This window comes from Pleomorphomonas diazotrophica (assembly GCF_002844595.1).
Taxonomy (GTDB): domain Bacteria; phylum Pseudomonadota; class Alphaproteobacteria; order Rhizobiales; family Pleomorphomonadaceae; genus Pleomorphomonas; species Pleomorphomonas diazotrophica.
In genome coordinates this window covers 47,492-67,680 of the sequence record NZ_PJNW01000003.1, presented here as the reverse complement: position 1 = coordinate 67,680, position 20,189 = coordinate 47,492, and the positions used below count along the sequence as shown (strand labels likewise).

Annotated in this window: 18 protein-coding genes; 6 read left to right on the top strand and 12 right to left on the bottom strand. The window is 64.3% G+C overall.

What is annotated here, in order from left to right:
- Window positions 1-235: 235 nt before the first annotated feature.
- The 4 genes from CXZ10_RS07080 to CXZ10_RS07065 all read left to right on the top strand — a co-directional run bounded on the left by CXZ10_RS07080 (window position 236) and on the right by CXZ10_RS07065 (window position 4,410).
- Window positions 236-1,477: an ABC transporter substrate-binding protein gene (locus CXZ10_RS07080; protein WP_101288444.1), complete on the top strand. Its 1,242-nt coding sequence runs from the start codon at window positions 236-238 to the stop codon at window positions 1,475-1,477.
- A gap of 63 nt (window positions 1,478-1,540) precedes the next feature.
- Window positions 1,541-2,437: a carbohydrate ABC transporter permease gene (locus CXZ10_RS07075; RefSeq protein WP_244617137.1), complete on the top strand. Its 897-nt coding sequence runs from the start codon at window positions 1,541-1,543 to the stop codon at window positions 2,435-2,437.
- Entirely contained in the window at window positions 2,437-3,327 is an 891-nt protein-coding gene (locus CXZ10_RS07070; protein WP_210199866.1) for a carbohydrate ABC transporter permease, read from the top strand. The genes CXZ10_RS07075 and CXZ10_RS07070 overlap by 1 nt, the downstream gene beginning before the upstream one ends.
- Window positions 3,328-3,330: 3 nt before the next feature.
- Complete coding sequence (locus tag CXZ10_RS07065) at window positions 3,331-4,410, top strand: ABC transporter ATP-binding protein (RefSeq protein ID WP_101288443.1); 1,080 nt, start codon at window positions 3,331-3,333, stop codon at window positions 4,408-4,410.
- Window positions 4,411-4,453: 43 nt separating this feature from the next.
- Here the strand turns inward: CXZ10_RS07065 and CXZ10_RS07060 are convergent, their stop codons facing one another.
- From CXZ10_RS07060 to CXZ10_RS07035, 6 genes are all read right to left on the bottom strand, one after another.
- On the bottom strand, window positions 4,454-5,515 hold the full coding sequence (locus tag CXZ10_RS07060) for an ABC transporter ATP-binding protein (RefSeq protein WP_101288442.1): 1,062 nt from the start codon (window positions 5,513-5,515) through the stop codon (window positions 4,454-4,456).
- Between the two features lie 21 nt (window positions 5,516-5,536).
- Window positions 5,537-7,645: an ADP-ribosylglycohydrolase family protein gene (locus tag CXZ10_RS07055; RefSeq protein WP_101288441.1), complete on the bottom strand. Its 2,109-nt coding sequence runs from the start codon at window positions 7,643-7,645 to the stop codon at window positions 5,537-5,539.
- Window positions 7,646-7,681: 36 nt separating this feature from the next.
- Window positions 7,682-8,515 (bottom strand): carbohydrate ABC transporter permease, encoded by an 834-nt coding sequence (locus CXZ10_RS07050; protein ID WP_101288440.1) that lies wholly within the window; start codon window positions 8,513-8,515, stop codon window positions 7,682-7,684.
- Window positions 8,512-9,357: a carbohydrate ABC transporter permease gene (locus tag CXZ10_RS07045; RefSeq protein ID WP_101288439.1), complete on the bottom strand. Its 846-nt coding sequence runs from the start codon at window positions 9,355-9,357 to the stop codon at window positions 8,512-8,514. The genes CXZ10_RS07050 and CXZ10_RS07045 overlap by 4 nt, the downstream gene beginning before the upstream one ends.
- A 156-nt stretch (window positions 9,358-9,513) precedes the next feature.
- The gene (locus tag CXZ10_RS07040) at window positions 9,514-10,833 is read right to left on the bottom strand and encodes an ABC transporter substrate-binding protein (protein WP_101288438.1); all 1,320 of its coding nucleotides are present in this window, start codon (window positions 10,831-10,833) and stop codon (window positions 9,514-9,516) included.
- A 163-nt stretch (window positions 10,834-10,996) separates the two neighbouring features.
- A complete protein-coding gene (locus tag CXZ10_RS07035) occupies window positions 10,997-11,998 on the bottom strand; it encodes a LacI family DNA-binding transcriptional regulator (RefSeq protein ID WP_101288437.1) in 1,002 nt (333 codons plus the stop codon).
- Window positions 11,999-12,287: 289 nt separating this feature from the next.
- On the opposite strand from CXZ10_RS07035, the gene CXZ10_RS07030 reads away from it, so the two are divergent.
- Entirely contained in the window at window positions 12,288-12,563 is a 276-nt protein-coding gene (locus CXZ10_RS07030; RefSeq protein ID WP_101288436.1) for a hypothetical protein, read from the top strand.
- Between the two features lie 53 nt (window positions 12,564-12,616).
- On the opposite strand, the gene CXZ10_RS07025 is transcribed toward CXZ10_RS07030, so the two are convergent.
- From CXZ10_RS07025 to CXZ10_RS07000, 6 genes are all read right to left on the bottom strand, one after another.
- Window positions 12,617-13,537 carry a CPBP family intramembrane glutamic endopeptidase gene (locus CXZ10_RS07025; protein WP_101288435.1) on the bottom strand — a complete coding sequence of 307 codons (921 nt, stop codon included), beginning with the start codon at window positions 13,535-13,537 and terminating at the stop codon, window positions 12,617-12,619.
- Window positions 13,538-13,755: 218 nt separating this feature from the next.
- Window positions 13,756-14,043 (bottom strand): DUF2934 domain-containing protein, encoded by a 288-nt coding sequence (locus CXZ10_RS07020; RefSeq protein WP_101288434.1) that lies wholly within the window; start codon window positions 14,041-14,043, stop codon window positions 13,756-13,758.
- Window positions 14,044-14,154: 111 nt separating this feature from the next.
- Window positions 14,155-14,709 (bottom strand): DUF4142 domain-containing protein, encoded by a 555-nt coding sequence (locus CXZ10_RS07015; protein WP_101288433.1) that lies wholly within the window; start codon window positions 14,707-14,709, stop codon window positions 14,155-14,157.
- The gene (locus CXZ10_RS07010; protein ID WP_210199865.1) at window positions 14,706-15,569 is read right to left on the bottom strand and encodes an alpha/beta hydrolase fold domain-containing protein; all 864 of its coding nucleotides are present in this window, start codon (window positions 15,567-15,569) and stop codon (window positions 14,706-14,708) included. Before CXZ10_RS07010 ends, CXZ10_RS07015 begins: the two co-directional genes overlap by 4 nt.
- Window positions 15,570-15,766: 197 nt before the next feature.
- Window positions 15,767-17,572 (bottom strand): YbhB/YbcL family Raf kinase inhibitor-like protein, encoded by a 1,806-nt coding sequence (locus CXZ10_RS07005; RefSeq protein ID WP_101288431.1) that lies wholly within the window; start codon window positions 17,570-17,572, stop codon window positions 15,767-15,769.
- 148 nt (window positions 17,573-17,720) lie between these two features.
- Window positions 17,721-18,752 (bottom strand): substrate-binding domain-containing protein, encoded by a 1,032-nt coding sequence (locus tag CXZ10_RS07000; protein ID WP_101288430.1) that lies wholly within the window; start codon window positions 18,750-18,752, stop codon window positions 17,721-17,723.
- 279 nt (window positions 18,753-19,031) lie between these two features.
- Between CXZ10_RS07000 and CXZ10_RS06995 the strand changes: the two genes are divergently transcribed.
- Window positions 19,032-20,186: an amidase family protein gene (locus tag CXZ10_RS06995; RefSeq protein WP_101288429.1), complete on the top strand. Its 1,155-nt coding sequence runs from the start codon at window positions 19,032-19,034 to the stop codon at window positions 20,184-20,186.
- The last annotated feature ends 3 nt before the right edge of the window (window positions 20,187-20,189 follow it).

Sequence of the window (20,189 nt, the reverse complement as noted above, 5' to 3'; positions counted from 1 at the left end):
CAACTCCGATCACCCGAACAGCCAGCACGCTATCATTTACCCTTTTGTTTTTAAATGGGAGAAATCAAAATCCCACCGATTGCGTGTTTTCCCGACACAGCTTTTCTCGCAAGCGGCATTGACAAAATCAAGACTTTAAGTTCAAAAATGGAACCGATCCCACTTTTGGATCGGGAGCCGTTGGACATCCAAGTTTGCCCTATGGGCGCCTTGGCTAATCCGTTTGGGAGGAACCATGATCGGAATGAAACAGATGGTCGCCGTGTCGGCGATCGCCCTTATGGCTGCAACCGGCGTTGCCAAGGCGCAGGAGCCGCTGAACGCCGAGGTCATCCATTGGTGGACGTCGGGTGGCGAATCCGCTGCCATCAAGGTCTTCGCTGACGCCTTCAACGCGGCAGGCGGCAAGTGGGTGGACAACGCGGTCGCCGGTGGCTCGGCTGCCCGTAGCGCCGCCATCAACCGCATCGTCGGGGGCGATCCCTCGACGGCCGCGCTGTTCAACACCTCGCGCCAGTATCACGAGATCATTGGCGAGGGACTGCTCAACGACATTGATGAAGTCGCCACCAAGAACAACTGGGACAAGGTTCTGCCGGCGCCGATCGCCAAGGCGGTCAAGGTCGACGGCAAGTATTACGCCGCGCCGGTGAACATCCACATGCCCCTGTGGATCTGGTACTCCAACGCCGCCCTCAGCAAGGCCGGCGTCGAGAAGCCGCCGGAAACCATGGACGAGTTCTTTGCCGCCCTCGACAAGCTCAAGGCGGCCGGCATCACCCCGCTCGCCCTCGGCGGTCAGCGCTGGCAGGAGAACTCGCTGTTCTCGGCCATGCTCACCAATGTCGGCGGTGGCACGCTCTGGAAGTCCGTCTACGGCGACAAGGACGAGGCGGCGATCCGCTCGCCGGAGTTCCGCAAGGTCATCGAGACCTTCATCAGCCTGAAGCCCTATGTCGATCAGGCCTCGCCCGGACGCAACTGGAACGACACCACGGCGCTCCTGATCAAGAACGAGGCCGGCTTCCAGGTGATGGGCGACTGGGCCAAGGGTGAGTTCAAGCAGGCCAACAAGGAAATCGGCAAGGACTATGGCTGCATTCCCGGCCTTCGCCCTGACTCCCCCTACGTCCTCGGCGGCGACGTCTTCGTCTTCCCGAAGACCGATGATGCCGAGAAGGTCAAGGCCCAGAACCTGCTGGTCGAGATCATGACCCAGCCTGATGTCCAGGTGAAGTTCAACAACCTGAAGGGCTCGATCCCGATCCGCTCTGACGTCGACGTGGCGAGCCTCGACGCCTGCGCCCAGCTCGGCATGAAGATCATGTCCGATCCGGCCCGTCAGGCGCCCGATGCGTCCCAGATGATGGAAGAGTCGGTCTATGGTTCCGTGCAGGACATCGTCACCGAGCTGTGGAACACGCCGATGACCGTCGATCAGGCAGTCGAGCGGTTCGAGAAGGCCCTCAAGGGCTGATCCTGCTTCAAGACGCGGGAAGGCGGGTTACCGTCTTCCCGTCATTCACATAGGGAGGAGCATGTGGGAGCCGAACTTACCCGGCATGTGAAGCGCAACCTCGTTGCCTACATAGCCCTGTTACCGATGGCCGTCGTCGTCATCTTCGCCTATCTCGGCACCATGGCCTGGTCGGTCCGGTTGTCGTTCTCGAGCTCGAAGCTGCTTCCCAAGAACGATTTCGTCGGCCTCACCCAGTACTTCACCCTGTTCGATACGCCGCGCTGGCTGACCTCGCTCGGCAACCTCGTCATAATCGCCTTCTTCTTCCTGCTGATCTGCTTTGCGCTCGGCTGCCTGTTGGCGATCTTCATCGATCAGAACGTGCGCGGCGAAAGCCTGTTCCGCACCGTGTTCCTTTATCCCTATGCCATGTCCTTCGTGGTGGCCGGCCTCGTCTGGCAGTGGGTCCTCAACCCGGATCTCGGGATCCAGCACACCATGCATGGGCTTGGGTTCACCGGCTTCGTCCTCGACTGGGTGGTCAACCCGAAGATGGTGCTCTACGCCGTCATTGTCGCCACAGTCTGGCACGGCTCCGGCCTCGTCATGGCGCTGATCCTTGCCGGCCTGCGCGGCGTCGACACCGAAATCTGGCGGGCGACGCGGATCGACGGCATCCCGACCTGGCGCGTCTACCTCTCGATCGTCCTGCCGATGCTCCGGCCGATGATCATCACCTCGCTCGTCCTGCTGTCGATCAGCATCGTCAAGATGTACGACGTGGTCGTCGCCATGACCAACGGCGGCCCCGGTACGGCCAGCGAAGTACCGGCCAAGTTCATCATGGACAATCTGTTCGAGCGCGCCAACATCGGCCTCGCCACGGCGGCATCGACGGTGATGCTCGTCACCGTTCTCTTGGTCATGGCGCCCGTCATCTACTCTCAGTATTTCCGGAAGAGCGGGAGGGCGTCGTGATGTCCAAACGGTCCACCGCCACCAAGCGTCCGCTCACCTATCAGGAGGTCTGGGGGCGCATCGGCATCTACGCCTTCCTCGGCGTCCTTGCGCTGTTCTTCCTGCTGCCGCTCTACGTGATGCTCGTCACATCGTTCAAGAGCATGGATGAGATCCGCCTCGGCCTGATCTTCTCGCTGCCGCAACAGTTCAGCATCGATGCCTGGATAAAGGCCTGGACGTCGGCCTGCACTGGGCTCGAATGCACAGGGCTTCAGGTTGGCTTCGGCAACTCCGTGAAGATCCTGGTGCCGAGCGTCATCTTCTCCATCCTGCTCGGTGCCATCAACGGCTATGCATTGTCCTTCTGGAAGGTGAAGGGCGCCAACGTGCTGTTTGCCTGCCTGCTGCTCGGTTCGTTCGTTCCCTACCAGGTATTCATCTACCCGCTGGTGCGCTTCTACGCCCAGACCGGCATCTACGGTTCGCTGCCCGCCATCGTCATTACACACATCATCTTCGGCATGCCGGTGATGACGCTCTTGTTCCGCAACTACTACTCGGGCCTGCCGGTCGAGCTGTTCAAGGCGGCGCGCATCGACGGCGCCGGCTTCTGGAAGATCTTCATCTCGATCATCCTGCCGATGTCGGTGCCGATCGCCATCGTCGCGGTGATCATGCAGGTGACGGCCATCTGGAACGACTTCCTGCTCGGCCTCGTCTTTGCGGGACGCGAGAACCTGCCGATGACCGTCCAGCTCAACAACATCGTCAACACCACCACCGGCGAGCGCGCCTACAACGTCAACATGGCGGCAACCGTGCTCACCTCGCTGGTGCCACTCACCGTCTATCTGGTGTCCGGCCGTTGGTTCGTGCGCGGCATCGCCTCCGGTGCCGTGAAGGGTTAAGCCATGAGTTCAGTTTCCCTGCAAAACCTCGAGATCAGCTACGGCAATGTGCCGATCGTCAAGAACCTCGACCTGACGATTGAGGACGGCGAGTTCCTCGTGCTGCTCGGGCCGTCCGGCTGCGGCAAGTCGACGCTTCTGAGCGCCATCGGCGGCCTCGCCGACGTCAGCGGCGGCCGCATCCTGTTCAACGACAAGGACGTCACCTGGACCGATCCCAAGGACCGCGGCATCGGCATGGTGTTCCAGTCCTACGCGCTCTATCCGACCATGAGCGTCGAGCGGAACCTCTCTTTCGGCCTGCGCATCGCCGGCATCGACCGGGCGATCATCGAGAAGAAGGTGAAATGGGCGGCCGACCTGTTGCAGATCACCCATCTGCTCGACCGCAAGCCGTCGGCTCTTTCCGGCGGCCAGCGTCAGCGCGTCGCCATCGGCCGCGCCCTGGTGCGCGATGCCGACATCTTCCTGTTCGACGAGCCACTGTCCAATCTCGACGCCAAGCTCCGCGCCGAGCTGCGCCTTGAGATCAAGAAACTGCACAAGACGCTGAAGTCGACCATGATCTACGTGACCCACGACCAGATCGAGGCGCTGACGCTCGCCGATCGCATCGCGGTCATGAAGGATGGCATCATCCAGCAGCTCGACACGCCGCTCAACGTCTACAACAAGCCGGCCAACGAGTTCGTCGGCAGCTTCCTCGGCTCGCCGGCGATGAACAAGGTCGAGGGGAAGATCGTCGCCGATGGCGATCGTCTGGTCTTTGTGGCCGGCGACTTCCGTCTGGATGTCAGCCGTTATCCCTTCGCCCAGAAGATCGAGAGCGGCCGGCCAGCCGTGCTCGGCCTCCGCCCGGAACACATCCTCCCCGCCAAGGGAGAGGCGCAGGCCATCGAAGGAAAGGTGTCGCTGATCGAGCCCATGGGCAGCAGCATTCTCGCCTGGTCCACCTTCGACGGCATCAGCCTGTCGCATCTCGTGGGGCAGGACGACGGCTGCGAGGCGGACAGCACCTTCCCGGTCACCATCGACATCCAGAAGGCGTCCTTCTTCGACGTCGGCACCGGCTGGCGGCTTTAGGCGGGACTCTGCCGGTGGATCGGCGCGGTCCTCCGGCATTCGCTCAATCGGGCAGACGGCGTTTCGTCTCCGCATCGAACAGATGGAGCGGGCCATCGTCGAACGACAGGCGCACCGTCTGCTGCTCGTGAAGCTCGACACGTTCCCGGAACAGGCCGACCACCTCCTCGCCGCCGATATCGAACACGGCATAGGTCTCCGACCCCGTCGGCTCGACCACCTTGACGGTGGCCGAAAGGCCGCCGGTGTCCGCGAGGCGGATGTTCTCGGGGCGCTTGCCGACCAGTATGCGTCGCCCTTCCTCGATGTGTGAGGGGAGGGAAGCGGCGACCATGCCGCCGTTTTCGAGCATGATGCCGCTTCCCTGGCGCCGCCCCGGGAGGATGTTCATCGAGGGGGAGCCGATGAACTGGGCGACGAAGGTGTTCTCCGGACGATCGTAGAGTTCGATCGGCGCCCCCGCCTGTTCGACGCGGCCGGCCTGCATGACCACGATGCGGTCGGCCAGTGTCATCGCCTCCACCTGGTCATGCGTCACATAGACCGTGGTGGTGCCGAGACGCCGGTGCAGCGCCTTGATCTCGGCGCGCATGGAGACGCGCAGCTTGGCGTCGAGGTTGGAGAGCGGCTCGTCGAACAGGAAGACCTGGGGGTTGCGGACGATCGACCGGCCCATGGCGACACGCTGCCGCTGGCCGCCGGACAGTTGGCGCGGATAGCGGTCGAGCAGCGGGGTGAGGCCGAGGATTTCCGCCGCCGCATTGACCTTCTGCTCCTTCTCAGCCGCTGGCGCTCCGGCCAGCGTCAGCGAGAAGGCCATGTTCTGCGCCACCGTCATATGCGGATAGAGCGCATAGTTCTGGAACACCATGGATATGTCGCGCGCCTTGGGCGGCAGGTCGTTGACCACCTGGCCGCCAATGGAGATGGTGCCGCCCGAGATATCCTCGAGGCCGGCGATCATCCGGAGCAGCGTCGACTTGCCGCAGCCGGATGGTCCGACCAGCACCACGAACTCACCGTCGGCGATGTCGACGGACACGCCGTGGATCACCTTGGCGGCGCCAAAGGCTTTCATCACGTCGCGGATCGAGACCGAAGCCATGCTGTTTCTCCTTGTCCGGTCTCAGGCGGCCGACACGCTGACATAGTCTGTCGACAGCGCACCTTCATGGATGACGAGACCGATGCCGCCATCGGTCAAAGCCGTGTCGCTGTCGTCGCGGGCTTCGAGACTTATCCCTCCCGCCAAGGCGGATATGACGCGGTCGCGGACCCGGATCTCCATCGGTACCGCCTTTTCAAAGGCGAAATCGAAGGGCGCCTCGGCCAGTACCGTCACGGTCTCGTCGCGAACCCTCACGATCTGCAGACGGCCGTCGCGAACGAGGCGGATGCCATAGTATCGACGCAGGCCCTGGACACGGACGGCGAGGCCGCCGTAGCTGCCGAGATGAACCGTAAGGTCGGTCTTCACAGCGTAGTCGGTCCATTCCCGCGTGCCGTGGCTGACCATGCCTTCGCCGACCGCCTGGGAAATGCGGAAGCTCGGCGGGAACAGCTTGGAGAAGAAGCTGACGCCGTTGACCCAGGCCATGCGCCAGAAGTCGCTGTCCGCCTTCGGCCGGCGCAGCGTGACCTCCGGCGCACCATCCCAGCGCAACCAGTCAACGAGCACGCGACCGTCGGCCCTTTGGGCCTGGGTGGTGACGGCGATGCCGACCTCGCCGATCGGCTGGCCATCGAACTCGGGCAGGCGCCATTCCAGAACCGTCTCGGCGCCTGGAACCAGCTTCACCGGCTTGCCGTCGACATTGCTGAGACGATCCTTCTCGCCGAACACCTTCAGCGTCAGGCGCACATCAACGGCGCCCGAGTTCTCTCTGGGCGCGACCACGCGCGCCCGCACCATCTGCCCGGGATAGATGGTCGGCGTCGCCATCAGCTCGTAGGTGCGCATGTCCGTGACGGTCGGCGGCGCGAAGGTCGGCGTCGTTGCGGCGGCCACCTGTCCCGGAGCAAGCGCGGTGTAGGCGATCTCCAGAGCCCGGCCCGTACCGAAGGCGGCATTGGAAACGCGAAGCGCCGGGTTGGCGTTCGATCTCGCGTCGGGCCGGAAACCCTGGACGCTGCCAGGCAGAGAGAAATGGAAGCGGGCGCCGTCCTTGGGGGAGGGCAGCGGCGCTTCGCCGGCCAGTTTTCGGCCGAGATTGGCGACGTAATAGGCGATGCGCACCGCATCGTTGATGCCGTTGCCGCCGTCGGCGGACGAGATCAAAAGGCGATCAGCAACCGGGCCGCGCCAGTCGGGACCGGCCTCGATGCCATCGAGGCCGAGCATCAGGCCTGAGAGGCAGCCGACATTGCCGGCATTGCAGTCAGTATCCCAGCCTGCGGTGTTGACGATGCGCTGCGCCGCCTGGAAGTCGTGCGGTGCGTAGAGGATCGCCATGATCATCAACGCGTGGTTGGGCACGACATGGCAATTGCCTGGGAACTTGTCGTAACCATAAGTGTCCTGGATAAGCTGCCGCGTCGTCAGCCAGTCGGGGTTCTCAGAATGCCAGCGGCGGATGTCGGCGATCAGCCGGGCGATCAGGCAGTCCTTGGGGACGACCGAAAGGCCGGTATCGATCAGATGATCGACATCGCTGGAGACGAAGGCTTCCGCTTCCATCGCCGCCCATAGCGCGGCGGCGTGGACGGCTTCGCCGTCGTGGCTGACCCGGCCGGCGGCGCGGGCGAGACGGGCGGCGAGCTCGGGCTGGCCCGGCGCCACCATGGCCCAGCCGTCGATGAAGATCTGGGCGCCGATCTGCTCGGCCACCGTCGATCCGTTGACTTCGATCGAACCCGAGGCTGGTGCGGCGATGCCGCGCTTGAGGTTGAGCCAGGCAGTGTGCTCGGTCGAGTTGCCGTTGCCGCCCCACCAGAGGATGGACCGGTGCTCGATCAGATAGTTGAGCCAGGCCTTGCCGATGTCTTCCGACGAGAGGTCGGGGGAGACGCCGTAGTCTTCGAGCGCCCGCAGGAAGGTGAAGGTGCCTGCGACATCGTCATCGGTGACGACGAGCTGCTGGCCGAGCCGCTCATGGACGTAATAGTCGATGGGGCCGAGCTTCTCCATGATCTTGGCATAGGTCCAGCCCTCGAAGGGCCGGCCAAGGTAGACGCCGATCAGCTTGCCAAGGACGCCGGCGTAGACGCGTTCGAGATAGTCGGAGGGGAGGGACATCGGAACTCTCCGGTAGGTGTTGCGGGAACGCGGGGTTCAGCCTTTGACCGAACCGCCGGCCATGCCTTCGATGAAGCGGCGCTGCAGGGCGATGAACAGGACGATCACCGGCAGCACGATGATGAGGGCTGCGGCCATGATCTCACCCCAGTCGGAGGTGTATTGGCCGGACAGCAGGAAGAAGGAGACGACGGCGGTCAGACGGTCGGTTCGCTGCAGGAAGGTCGTGGCGATCAGGAACTCGTTCCAGGAATAGAGGCCGATGATCAGCGCCACGGTTAGGATCCCGGGCGAGACGATCGGCAGCATCACCTTGGAAAACACCTGCCAGTGGGTGGCGCCGTCGATCAGAGCCGCCTCCTCAAGCTCCTTGGGAACGGCGAGGAAGTAGGTCCTGAGCAGCATCACCGCGAAGGGCGAATAGATCGCCGTGTAGATCAGCGACACCGCGAAGACATTGTTGATCAGCCCGAGCTTGGCGAAGCCGAAGTAGAGCGGGAACAGGAACAGCTGGATCGGTGCCGTTGTCGTGGCGAGCAGGTAGAAGGTGACGATCTTCCAGCTCTTGATCTTGCGGCGGGCCAGCACGTAGGCGGTGAGCGAGCCGGTGGAGCAGACCAGAACGATGGTCAGCGCCGCCAGCATCGCCGAGTTGAGCATGGTGGTGCCGAAGCGGGCGTCGTTCCAGGCCCGGACGAAGTTGTCCCAGCGGTAGACCTCCGGCCAGGCAAGCGGGCTCTGAACGATCTGCGTTGCCGGCTTCAGCGAGTTGAGCACCAGAAGGGCGATCGGGAACAGGGTGATCAAGAGGAGGATCGCCAGCGCCGTGTAGGTGAGGACGAAGGTCGTCCGGCTTTCGATCAGCCTCATTGGTCGAACTCCTTCGCCTGCAGGCGGATGTAGACGGCGGTGGTCGCAAGGCCGAACAGGCTGATCACCACGGCGACGGCGGCCGCCTTGCCGACCGCGAGATCGTAGAAGGCGCTGCGGTAGGCCAGCGTCGACAGTACTTCGCTCGAGAAGGCCGGGCCGCCCTGGGTCAGGATGTAGACGAAGTCGAACACCAGGAACGACCAGATGATGGTCATGATCATCATCAGCGTGATGGTCGGCCGGATGCCGGGCAGCAGAACGTAGCGCAGCATCTGCCAGAAGCTGGCGCCTTCGATGCGCGCCGCTTCGATCTGCTCCTGCGGTACCTGGCGCAACGCCGCGAAGAAGATGACGCAGAGGAAACCCCACCAGTGCCAGAGGTCGACGACGGCAATGCCGTAAAGGGCGGTCGAGGTCTGGGTCAGCGGGTTGGGAACCGGGAAACCGGCGCGGGTGATGAGGCCGGCGATGCCGGTCAGGGGCGAATAGATCATGCCCTGCCAGACACGGGCGGTAATGGCGGTGGCGATCACCATCGGCAGGAAATAGATGACCTGGAAGAAGGCGCTGCCGCGGCGGGCGACCAGCATCATGGTTGCGGCGAGCAGCCCCATGGCGATCGGAACCGTGAGGAAGATGGCCGTCCAGATCACGTTGTTGCCGAGCGCCATCCAGAACACGCGGTCGGCCAGGAGCTGGCGGAAGTTGGCCAGCCCGACGAACACAGGTATGCCCATACCGTCCCACCGGCAGAAGGCGAGCGCGATGGTCAGCGCGGCGGGAATGAAGATGATGGCGACGTTGATGAGCAACGTCGGGATCAGATAGAGGCGATGCATGCGGATTGTCTCCGGCGAGCGGAAGCGGCCGGAGCCGCTTCCATCCGTCGAGCTGGGGCACCGTCCGGAAACACGGGAACCGATCTCCCGTCGAGACGATGCGAACACCGGGGAATGGAACGGCGGGCGTTCACAAGAACACACGCCGCTCCGATGTCAGCGGGCCGGTACAGCCGGCACCTTGCCCTCCGCCTTTTCCTGCTGGAACGTGGCGTCGAGCTGCGCGAGATAGTCGGCGACGGTCGACCGGCCGAGCCAGACCTCTTCGATGCCGTTGATGAGCTGCGTGTCGGTGGCCGGCGGCAGGAAGGTCCAGGACGTATAGCCGTATTTGTTGTCGCCCACCGCGTCGGCCAGCGTTTTCATGGTCTCGGCATAGAGGGCCGGCACCGTGTCGCTGATCTTGACCATGCTGAGGTCTTCGAGCGGCGTGTTCCACTCGCCCTGCCAGACGGAGTTCATGGCGCCGTAGAACTCCGGCGAGAAGACATAGTCGATGGCGGCGGCGGCGCCGTCGGGATTCTGCGAGGCTGCGGCGATCGACAGGGTCGAGCCGACGCCCAGCGCGTAGACCGGGGCGCCGAGCCCGTCGGCGCTCGGGAAGCCGACGAAGCCGCACTGGTCGGCGTTGTCCTTGAAGTAGGACTGGATGTACTGGAAGTGCCAGGTGCCGCTCGGCAGCATCGGCGACTTGCCGGCAGCCATCTGGGCGAAGAACTGCTCGGTCTCGAGCGAGAAATAGTCAGGGCCGAAATAGCCCTTCTGCCACCAGTCGTTCAGCTTGTTGATGGCCGCCACGAAGGGCTCGGCCGTCCAGGGGATTTCGCCCTTGAGCGCCTTATAGACATTCTCCGGCCCGGCGATCGAGTTGAAGGCGATGGTGACGTAATGCTCGTTGTTGCCGCGCCAGCCGGCGTTGCCGGATGCGAAGGGTACGAGCTTGGCCTTGAGAGCCTCGTCGGCCAGCGCTTCCATCTCGGCCAGCGTGGTCGGTGCCTTCCAGCCGTTCTTTTCGAGCACGGCCTTGTTGTAGAACAGACCTAGCGTTTCGTAGGTCTTGGGCACGGCGTAGAGCTTGCCGTCATATTTGCCCATTTCCAGGAAGACCGGCAGGATGCGCTTGTTCCAGCCGAGCTTCTCGGCATAGTCGTCGAGCGCCAGCAACTGGCCGGCGCGGGCCATCGGCGCCACATAGCTCGGACCGGCGGTGTAGACCACATCGGGGCCGTTGCCGGACAGGAGCGCTACGCGCATCTGCTTGTCGAGTTCGGAACCGCGATAGTCGACCGTCAGACTGTAATCGGGATGAGCGGCATTGAAGCCGCCGACCAGCACCTTGGCGATGGCCTCCTGCTGCGCCGGCGCGGCACTTTCATACCACCACGTCACCGGCTTGCCGGCAGCGAAAGCCAATCGGCTCATGAAGGGTACGAGGGAAACGCCCAGGCTTCCCGCGAGAAATGTCCGTCTGTCCATTGTGTCCTCCACCTTGTTGTTCTTTCCGGGTGACGCGTTTGCTGGCTCGATTATGTCGACCGCGTGATCCGGCTCCTCTCCCGACCGGTAGATCCGGTCCCTTGCCGACCGGCGCATACCGGCGGCGAACTCCCCTATCGTGCGCGCTCTACGGCCGAACGCTTCAAGCCGACGCGCGTTCGATGAGCTGAAAGCGCACTTCCTCCGTGGTCCCCGAAGGTGGTCTGAGGCCGCGCAGGCGTTGAAGCAGCGCCTCGGCCGCCAACTCGCCCATGCGCGCCTGAAACTGGCTGACGGTGGTCAGTGGCGGTGAAACCAGGCTCGCCGGGGAAATATCGTCGAAGCCGACCACCGCGACGTCCTCGGGTATCCGGAGACCGCGATCGCGTAGCGCCCGCATGACGCCGATCGCCATCAGGTCATTCGCCGCGAAGATGGCCGTCGGTTCGTAGCCGCTTTCGAGGATCGACTGAGCGGCGGTGAAGCCGGCCTCCTCACTGAAGGCTTCGGTGATGGTGACGGAGGGGGCCGCACCTGCGGTAGCCATGGCCTCACGATAGCCCTCGACCCGCACACGCTGCGGGCCGCCGGTGCCAGCCAGCATGGCGATGCGGCGGTGGCCGCGGCCGACAAGATAGTCGACGACGGCATGGGCGGCGGCGCGACTGTCGACGAAGATGTCGTCAATGGCGATATCGCCCCCCTTCTTGCGGGCCGACTCGATGCGCACCACCGGTACGCCGGCCTCGACCAGCGAGCGGAAATCCGTCGCCTTGAGGGTGAAGAACACGCCGATGACCCCATCCACCCGGCCCTGATGCGCCCAATCGAGGAAATGCCGCTCGCGGGCAGGGTCACCATCGGTGTTGACGGTGATGACGTCATAGGCGCCCTCCTGCGCCACGGCCTGCACACCGCGGATCAGCACTGGATAGAAGGGGTTGGTGATGTCCGGAACGATGCAGGCGATGGTCATCGTCCGTCGCGTCTTGAGTGCCTGCGCAAAGCGGTTCGGCGCGTAGCCAAGCGTCTTGGCCGCTTCGGTGATGCGCATCCAGGTGTCCGGCGACACCGTTGGCGCGCCGGTGCCGCTCAGCACCATGGACACAGCCGCCTGCGAGACGCCCGCCAGCTTGGCGACGTCTTTCTGCGTGGGACGCTTCATGGGATTGTTTCCGCCCGTTGTCTTCTTATACGTATTACTGATACGAATAATCCAGCTTGTTTGGGCCGTCAAGCGGCGCTTGGAGGATTCCGGTGGACCGAGATTTTCCGCTGTATGTCCAAGGCCGATGTACCGCCCGGCACGCCCGAGAAGGGGCCTTGCCGGTGGCACCGCATCGGGCGAGGCTGGCCTGCGACTTGCCGGGCGCTTTCACAGAGCAACTTTTTTGGGGAACAATCATCCTTGCGGTTTGTTGGGCGCCATTCCCGCAAACGCGGAAGGACATGCCATGAAACTGATCGCAGCAGGGGCGTTCGTGCTGTTCGTGTCGCTCACGCTGGCCGGCAAGGCCGAGGAGCCGACGGTGGCGGTCGCGGAGGTTCCCCTCACGGGTGAGAACAGCTTCACCCAAGCGCAGGCGAAGGCCTGGATCGAAGATGCCGGCTACACCCACGTCGCCGATCTCGTGCTTGGGACGGATGGTGTGTGGCGCGGCAGCGCCCGGCTCGATGGCAATCCGGCCCTGGTCCGCCTCGATTATCAGGGCAACGTCACAACGCAATAAGCGTGTCGCTCAGCCTCTGGTCGAACGCGGAAGTGAGAGGCTGAAGGGCTCCATCAAAGACGCGCGGCCGTTCCATCGTTCCGGACCAGCCATGTACCAAGCACGGATGCCACCAGCACAATGCCACCTCCAATGCCGAATATGCCGCGCCACGGCATCGAGGGATCGGCCAGCAACATGATGCTGAGCGAGCCAAGTGCGTTGATGGTTCCGTGGAACAGCGCGGCGTGCCAGACCGATCCGCCGCAATCCCGGATCAGGTGCAAGACGGGGCTGATCAGCATGCACCACAGGATCATCAGAAGCGGACCGGCTAGCGGCAAGGTCGGGTAGTTGTGCCCGAGAACGACGAGCGGCGCATGCCAGATGCCCCAGGCAAGGCCGATCATTACGGAACAACGCCAGAAGCCGAGCGGTCTCCATCGGCTCCAGAGCCAGCCGCGCCACCCGAGTTCCTCGGACAACGACAGCGGCCAGTTGATGATCGGCGCGAGCAGTAGCGACATGCCGATTTGCAAGGTCGCCAGCACTTCCAGCGGCAAGCCGACCTTGGCTGGATCCTCGCCGGCCGCCCGGATCGCTGCCTCAAGCGCCGCCACCGGGGGCTGAAAGCCGCGGCTGGACAAGGCGAGGCTGATCGCGAGGGAGGTTGCGACGAGCAGAGCGGGCACCAGCCAGGCGGCAAGGAGCCAGCGGTTGAAAGGCCAGCGAAGGCCGAGCGAGAGGCGCGCCCGTCCCTTGTCGAAGGCGGCAGCGCAGATCACAGCGCCGACGGCGGGACCGCACATGAAGAGAAACATCGCAGCCGCGGTAAATGTCCCAGGCGCTGCGGGCGTCAAAAGGCCTGCTCTCCAGGTAACCAGGGCGACTAACCAGGAGAAGCTGAAGGTGATGGCTAGAAAGATCAACGCTTGCCAGCGGTGGGAAGATGCCGGAACCTCGTCGCGAGGTGGCGAGTCGTTCATCTGCGCCATGCCAGAACCTTTCGTGCCGCTCCCTAACCGTGTCGGAACGTCCGTTCGCGCACCGATCGAGAGTAGCAGGACATCGCGGCGGTGGCAGCTGGGGAGCCAACGAGCGTTTCACGGCGTCGCCTGCGGTCTGGGCATGGCTGAACACCGGCGCAGCGGGTCCAAACCACCGTCGGCGCCTTGGACGCCAAACGTGGTGTCGGACCCGCCCAGAGCGTATCTCAGCTGTTTGCCGGCAGCGATGGATCGTCTTCCTTTGGGCGGCGCGGGATCCGCTGCTCTCCCTGGTCGGTGAGGGTCGGAAACTCGCCGGCGTTCTCGAGGGCTTCAATCGGCTCGGCGTCGGTACCGCTGTCGATCGGCAGATAGGTCGAGTCCTGGTTCTCTTCGATGGCAAGGCTCTCCCGAGCGGTGAACCAGTGCTGTTCGGCGCGGCCTTCCGGCCGTCCTTCCTCTTCCCAAAGCTGATAGGCCCGGGCCCGGATTTCGTCGTCGCGGTTGGCGTCCATTGTCGGCTCCTTTTCATGTCCGAGGGGAGAACCCGGAAGGAGGCACGAGGGTTCCTGCGCCATCCTGAAGGGGCGGCGGCCGCATTGAGGCGGCCGCCGGATTGGCGTGGGTCAGTTCGACCCCATCAGCTTCTTGGCGTGGGCGAGATGGGTTTCGAGGGTGGGCAGCGTCTCGCTGGCAAAGCCGACGAGCGCCTTGTCGTCACCGGACGAGGCGTAGGTCTGGAACAGCGCGATCGCTTCCTGATGCGCCTGTACCTGCATGTCGATGTAGAGCTTGTCGAACTCGGCACCGTTGGCTACCGCGCCGAGCTGCTGCAGCATGCCCGCGTGCTTGGGCGTGAGAGCGGCGGGTGGCAGCGCCTCCGGCCCGCCTTCCTTGGTCTCAAGCGTCTGCTTGAGTTTCGCGGCAGCGGCCGTGTGATCCTTGATGATCATGTCGGCAAACTGCAGGATGTCTTCTCTGCTGGCCTTTGTCTTGGCCAGGTCGCTCGACTGGATCTCCCATTCGTTGGAGCTCAGTGTCATCTGGAGGAAGGTCGCCTTGTCGATCGGCATGGTCGCGGTGGCGTCACCCGGCGCGGCGGGCGTGGCGGTCTGCGCGAATGCCGGCGTGACGGCGAGAGCGGCCGCCAGGAGAGCGGCGTTGAGAATGGTCCGTTTCATTGACCTGTTCCTTTGCTGTTGGTGGACTTGGCGAAGGCTTTCCGCAAATCGGCGTTTGCCGCCTCGACCGCCGACTTCGCCTTGTCGACGACCTTGCCCATGCCGAAAAACGCGTGCGTGACGCCGGCGACGTCGACGAGGTTCACGACCACGCCAGCTGCCTGCATCCTTTCGGCATAGGTCTGACCCTCCGAGCGCAGAGGATCGATTTCGGCCGTCACGACGGTCGCCGGCGGCAGGCCGGAGAGGTCGGTGCGACCAACGAGATTGATGCGCGGATCGGCGGTCTGCGTGCAGGAGCGAAGAACGTGGCGGGCGAACCATTCCATGTCGGCTCGGCCAAGCGGCCGGGCCTCGGCATTCTGCCGATAGGATGGCGTGTTCATGTCGCTGCCGACGATGGGGTAGATGAGAAGCTGGTGGACCGGCAACGGCTTGCCCTTCTCCTTGGCCATCAGCGCCACATTGGCAGCGAGATTGCCGCCGGCGTCCTCGCCGGCCACTGCGATCCGTTCAGCGTCGCCGCCGATGGACAGGGCGTTCTCCAGCACCCAGAGATAGGCGTTCCAGGCATCCTCATGGGCGGCGGGAAACCGGCTTTCCGGCGCGTGGCGGTAGTCGACGGACAGTACCGCGGCGCCCGAGCCCAGCGTCAGGGCGCGCGGCGTCGAGTCATGGCTGTTGAGATCGCCGACGACCCAGCCGCCGCCATGAAAGTAGACGATGACCGGCAGCGGCCCGGAGGCATCCGGCCTGTAGAGCCGGGCCGGCAAGGCGCCGGCCGGCGTGGGAAGGGCGATATCCTTCGTTTCCACCGCCGCCTCGGGCAGCGGTGAAATCTTCCTGGCGCGTTGCACCATACGCGCAGCATCAGCCGGGCTTGCCTGTGTCCGCGCCTGCTGAACGCTGAGTGTGTGGATTGGCTGAGCCTTCAGATCCCCAAGGGCGTCCAGAACTGCCCGCATCTGGCTGTCGGCTTGCGCCGGTTCGGCGACGGCAGAGCCCGGCGCGGACCACAGTGCGAGGACGAAGAGGGGGGCTCGGAGCGCGGAGCCGATCATTTCGGCGGTTCCACATGCTGCTGGTAGATACCGACCAGGGTACCCTTGGCGAGAACATGTCCCTTGGCGGCGGCGAGAACGGCATCGCGGTCGGCGGTCGGCGGCAGATCGAGTAGGGCATCGAGCGCCAGAACCTGGAAATGATAGTGGTGGGGCGGATCGCCGACCGGCGGCTTCGGTCCCAGATAGCCGTGCCTGCCGGAACTGTTGCGCCCTTGAAGAACGCCTTCCGGCTCGGTCAGCCGCATCTGCTCCTGAAGCCCCTCCGGCAGGGCAGTGATCGCCGCCGGGATGTTCCAGGCCACCCAGTGGACAAAGGGCGTGATCGGCTTGGCGTCCGGATCTTCCATGATGATGGCGTAGGACGCCGCGCCGGGCACTTCGGTCCAGCTCAGTTGCGGCGAGACGCCGTCGGCATATTCGCTATGCTCAAGCGGAATGGCACCACCCTCGGCAAAGCTGGCCGAGGTGATGACCAGCGGCAATGTCGATGTCGAGGGTTCCGGCGTCGTCTCCGGCCGGTCTTTGGCGAGGGGCACGCCGACACCCTGTGTCGCCTGCGTCTCCATGGGACCCGCGGGGGGCGCCTTGGCGGCAGCGGTCGTCTCGGCATGTCCCTGATAGGCAACGCGATAAATGACGCCGTTGGTGTCGTCGGCCATCAGCAGCGATCCGTCCTTGGCGACGACGAGGCCGACCGGACGGGCAATGTGGGTCTTGCCGCCGTCGGTGAGGAAGCCGGTGACGAAGGGTTCGATCGCCGTCGGCTGTCCATTCTCGAACCGCACCCGGACGATCTCGTAGCCCGAGGCCGGATTGCGATTCCAGGAGCCGCGCATGGTGGCGAAGGCGTCGCCGGCATAGTCGGCAGGAAAGGCTGCACCCGTGTAGAACTTGAACTGCATGGGCGCCGCGTGGGCCGTATAGCCGAGCACCATCGGTGTGCTCATGTCGCGCCATTGTTCCTTGCTGATGCCGCCGGGCGGAGTGGATTGCGGATTGAAACCACCTTCGCCATGGACATGCGGCCAGCCGTATTGCTTGCCGGCCTCGATCCTGTTGAGCTCTTCGGGCTGGACCTCGTCGCCCAGGAAGTCGATGCCGTGATCGAAGCCCCAGAGCTCGCCGGTCTCTGGCGACCAGTCGAAGCCGATGGTGTTGCGCAGGCCGGAGGCGAAGATGATGCGGCTCTTCCCGTCGGGCGTGGCCCGCAGAATGGTCGCGTTCTCGGCGTTGCTCTCGTTGCAGGCGTTGCAGGTCGAGCCGACGGAAATGTAGAGCATGTCGTCGGGGCCGAAGGCGAGGACACGGTTCGGATGCTGGCCGGCGTCCGGCAAGTCGCCGATGATCATGTCGAGCGGTCCGAGCCGCCCGTCCGGCTGGATGGGCGCGACGAACACCTCCTTGACGGTGGCGAGATAGAGCCGGTCGTCCTTGACGGCGAGGCCATGCGCCTGGGCTCGGGAGGCAACCTTGACCGGTGCCGAGTCGGCCTTGCCGTCGCCGTCCTCATCCTTCAGCAGGAGAACGTCGCCTTCCTCTCGCCGGCTGACATAAATGAAGCCCTTGTCGGATACGGCGATGATGCGGGCATTGCCCAGGCCCTGCGCGAAAGGCTGAACCGAAAAGCCTTCCGGCGCCTTCAGTTGATCGAGCCGTTCGCTGGTCGGCTGAACCTTGTTGGGCTTGAAGATGGTGGAGGTGATGCTGACGTCCGTGCCGTCGCCTTGCTGCGCCATGACTGGCGCGCTCAGGACAAGCACCAGCACGAGCGGTGCAACTCCCAGATATCCGGTTCTCATCCCGCTCGGTCCTCCGATGATCGGGGCGACAACCGCTGGGACAATGACTTGTTCCGCTGCACGCGGGAAAGATCCGCCGGCCCTTACGGCGGCGACGTGGACGGAAACCTTAGGAAACCTTCGGGATCGCTGAAACCGGCGCGTGCCGCTACGGGCGCTTGGGCGGCCGGGTGCTGTCGCGGAAGATCAGGTCGACGGGCCAGACTTCCTGGCAATCGGCCGGCGCCTTGCCCTCGATGAGGTCGGCGGCGATTTCGGCGATACGCTCGCCGGCGCGGTGGATCGACGAGAAGGTGGTGGTAAGCGGCGGATGATGCGCCTCCGGCCGGATCGAGGTGATGCCGTCGTCGTGGGCGATCACCGAAATGTCCGAGCCGATCGTCAACCCGCGGTCGCGGATGGCGCGGCAGGCGCCGACGGCCGAGAAGATACTGGAGCAGATGACGGCCGTCGGCGGCGTGGGAGCAGCCAGCATGCCGGCGGTCAGCCGATAGCCGGCCTCATCGGTCATGATGTCGGAGCCGTTGAGGACATCCGGCGCCTCGAGGCCGGCGTTGAGGAGGGCGGAGCGCCAGCCGGTCTCGCGATGGACGGCGAAGGCCTGCCGTGCGTCGCCGTTGACGAGGCCGATGCGCCGATGACCGAGACCGATCAGCAGCTCGGCAGCCTGGCGAAAGGCACCCTCGTTGTCGATGTCGAGGAACGCATGCGGGCGCGGCGACCTGGTGCGGCCATGCACCACGCAGGGGATGCCGAGCTTGTCGAGCAGCGGCACGCGCGCGTCCTCGACGAGGGGGCTCGACAGCACGACGGCGTCGACCGAGCCGCGCTGGGCGAGGCGACGATAGCTCGCTTCGGCCGTATCCAGGCTGGCGCTGACCAGGATATCCATCTGGCGGCGGGCGGCGCTGTTGGTGAGGCCGGACAGAAAATCCGTGAACAGCGGGTCGAGCAGCGGGTCCTTGTCGGACGGAAAGACAATGCCGATCGCACCGGAGTGACCGGTTGCCAGGCGATGCGCGCTGGCATTGGGCGAGTAGTCGAAACGCCGGGCCGCCGCGAACACCCGCTCACGCGTATCGGAGCTGACATCCTGATAGCCGTTCAGCGCACGACTGACCGTGCTCTGGGAAAGACCGAGATGACGCGCCAGTTCCTTGAGGTTCATGCAGGGGCCGATGGTCTGGAAACAGGGCGCCTGTATAGCCCCTGCTCAAGGGCTTGTACAGCTTGCCTGAGATCCGAAAGCGCTTTTATTGAGGTACTATCGTTTTTTGATGAAAGTATATGCCAATAAAACCATCGATAAATTCAAGAAACGTTTCAAGACACCTTGCGTTGATACGGAAAACGGTCTTTCGACAAAAGCATTGACAGACGAATGGTGCCGGTGTTACGAGACCAAAAGCGCTTTTGAAGGCTCCGACTGGCGGTCGGAGCAGCAGGGGGAGGAGTGCCGATGCGCGCTCCCGTGTTGAAGTTTGGTGGCCTTGGCGAGTGTTTCGCGGGGTGCCCTGAAAGCATTCTTGACGTCGCCGACGATATCGCCCGCCGGTTCGCCGCGTCCGATGGCGTTGGCAGTCCGGCGCCGCTCGGCGCCGCCGCTCGCGATCTTCTCGCCCGTTGCCCCGACCCGTCCGCCCTGCCGCTCTGGGGCATTCCCTATGTCGTCGACGCCAACATTGATGTCGCCGGTCTTCCGACGTCGATTGGCTTGCCGGCGCTCGACTTTCAGCCTGATTTCGACGCGGTTGTCATAGAGCGCCTGCAGGCCGCCGGTGCCCTGCTGGTCGGCAAGGTACCGATCGGTCTTCTCGGCCTTGATGCGCCGGCCGCCGGGATCGGGGAAACCATTGCCGCCGGCCTCGCCGCCTTCGGCATCGCCGGCGAACGAACCGGCGCTGCCAGCTGTGGCATGGTCGAGATCAGACCGAGCCCAGGGCTGGTGTCTGTCGAAGGATTGTTCGCCATCGCTCCCGAACTCGACGGCGTCGTCATCCACGCGGCTGACGTTGCCTGCGGCTCGTCGGTGCGCAGGGTCATCGAGAGTGTGCCGGTAAATGGGCGATCGGTGGCGCTCCCATCCCGGCAACTTGGCGTGCTCGGCGGCAGTGGCCTCGCCGCAGCTGAGGACCTTGCCGAGCGGCTTGGCCTGGCGACGATCGCCCTGTCGGAAGCCCCTTTTGACGAACTCCGCGCGCTAATGGACGACGATATCTGGCTGGCCTTGCGACTTGAAGATGTGGCGATTGCCTTCACCGAGCTGCCCGACCTGTTTCCGCTTCGTCTGCGCCGGCGTCTTTCGGATGCGCTTGGCCGTCCCGCTCGCCAACTCGCCTGCGCGCAACGCCGCCTTTCGGAGCTACGCCGGCAAGTCGAGGCGGAACTCTCCGACGTCGATTTGTTGGTCGTTCCGCCCGAGTTCGGTTCGGCCAGCTTTGTCAGCGCCTGTGGCCTTGCGGCCATCACGCTGCCGGACGGTAGCTCGCTCATCGGTGCCGGCGGCAACGATGAGACCTTGGCTGTCGCGGCAGCGACCCTCACCGATTCACCCCTTCCAAGGTCCACTCGGCCGATTGACATCCAGGCGTCATCGCCGTTGGCTCATCGGTAGCAG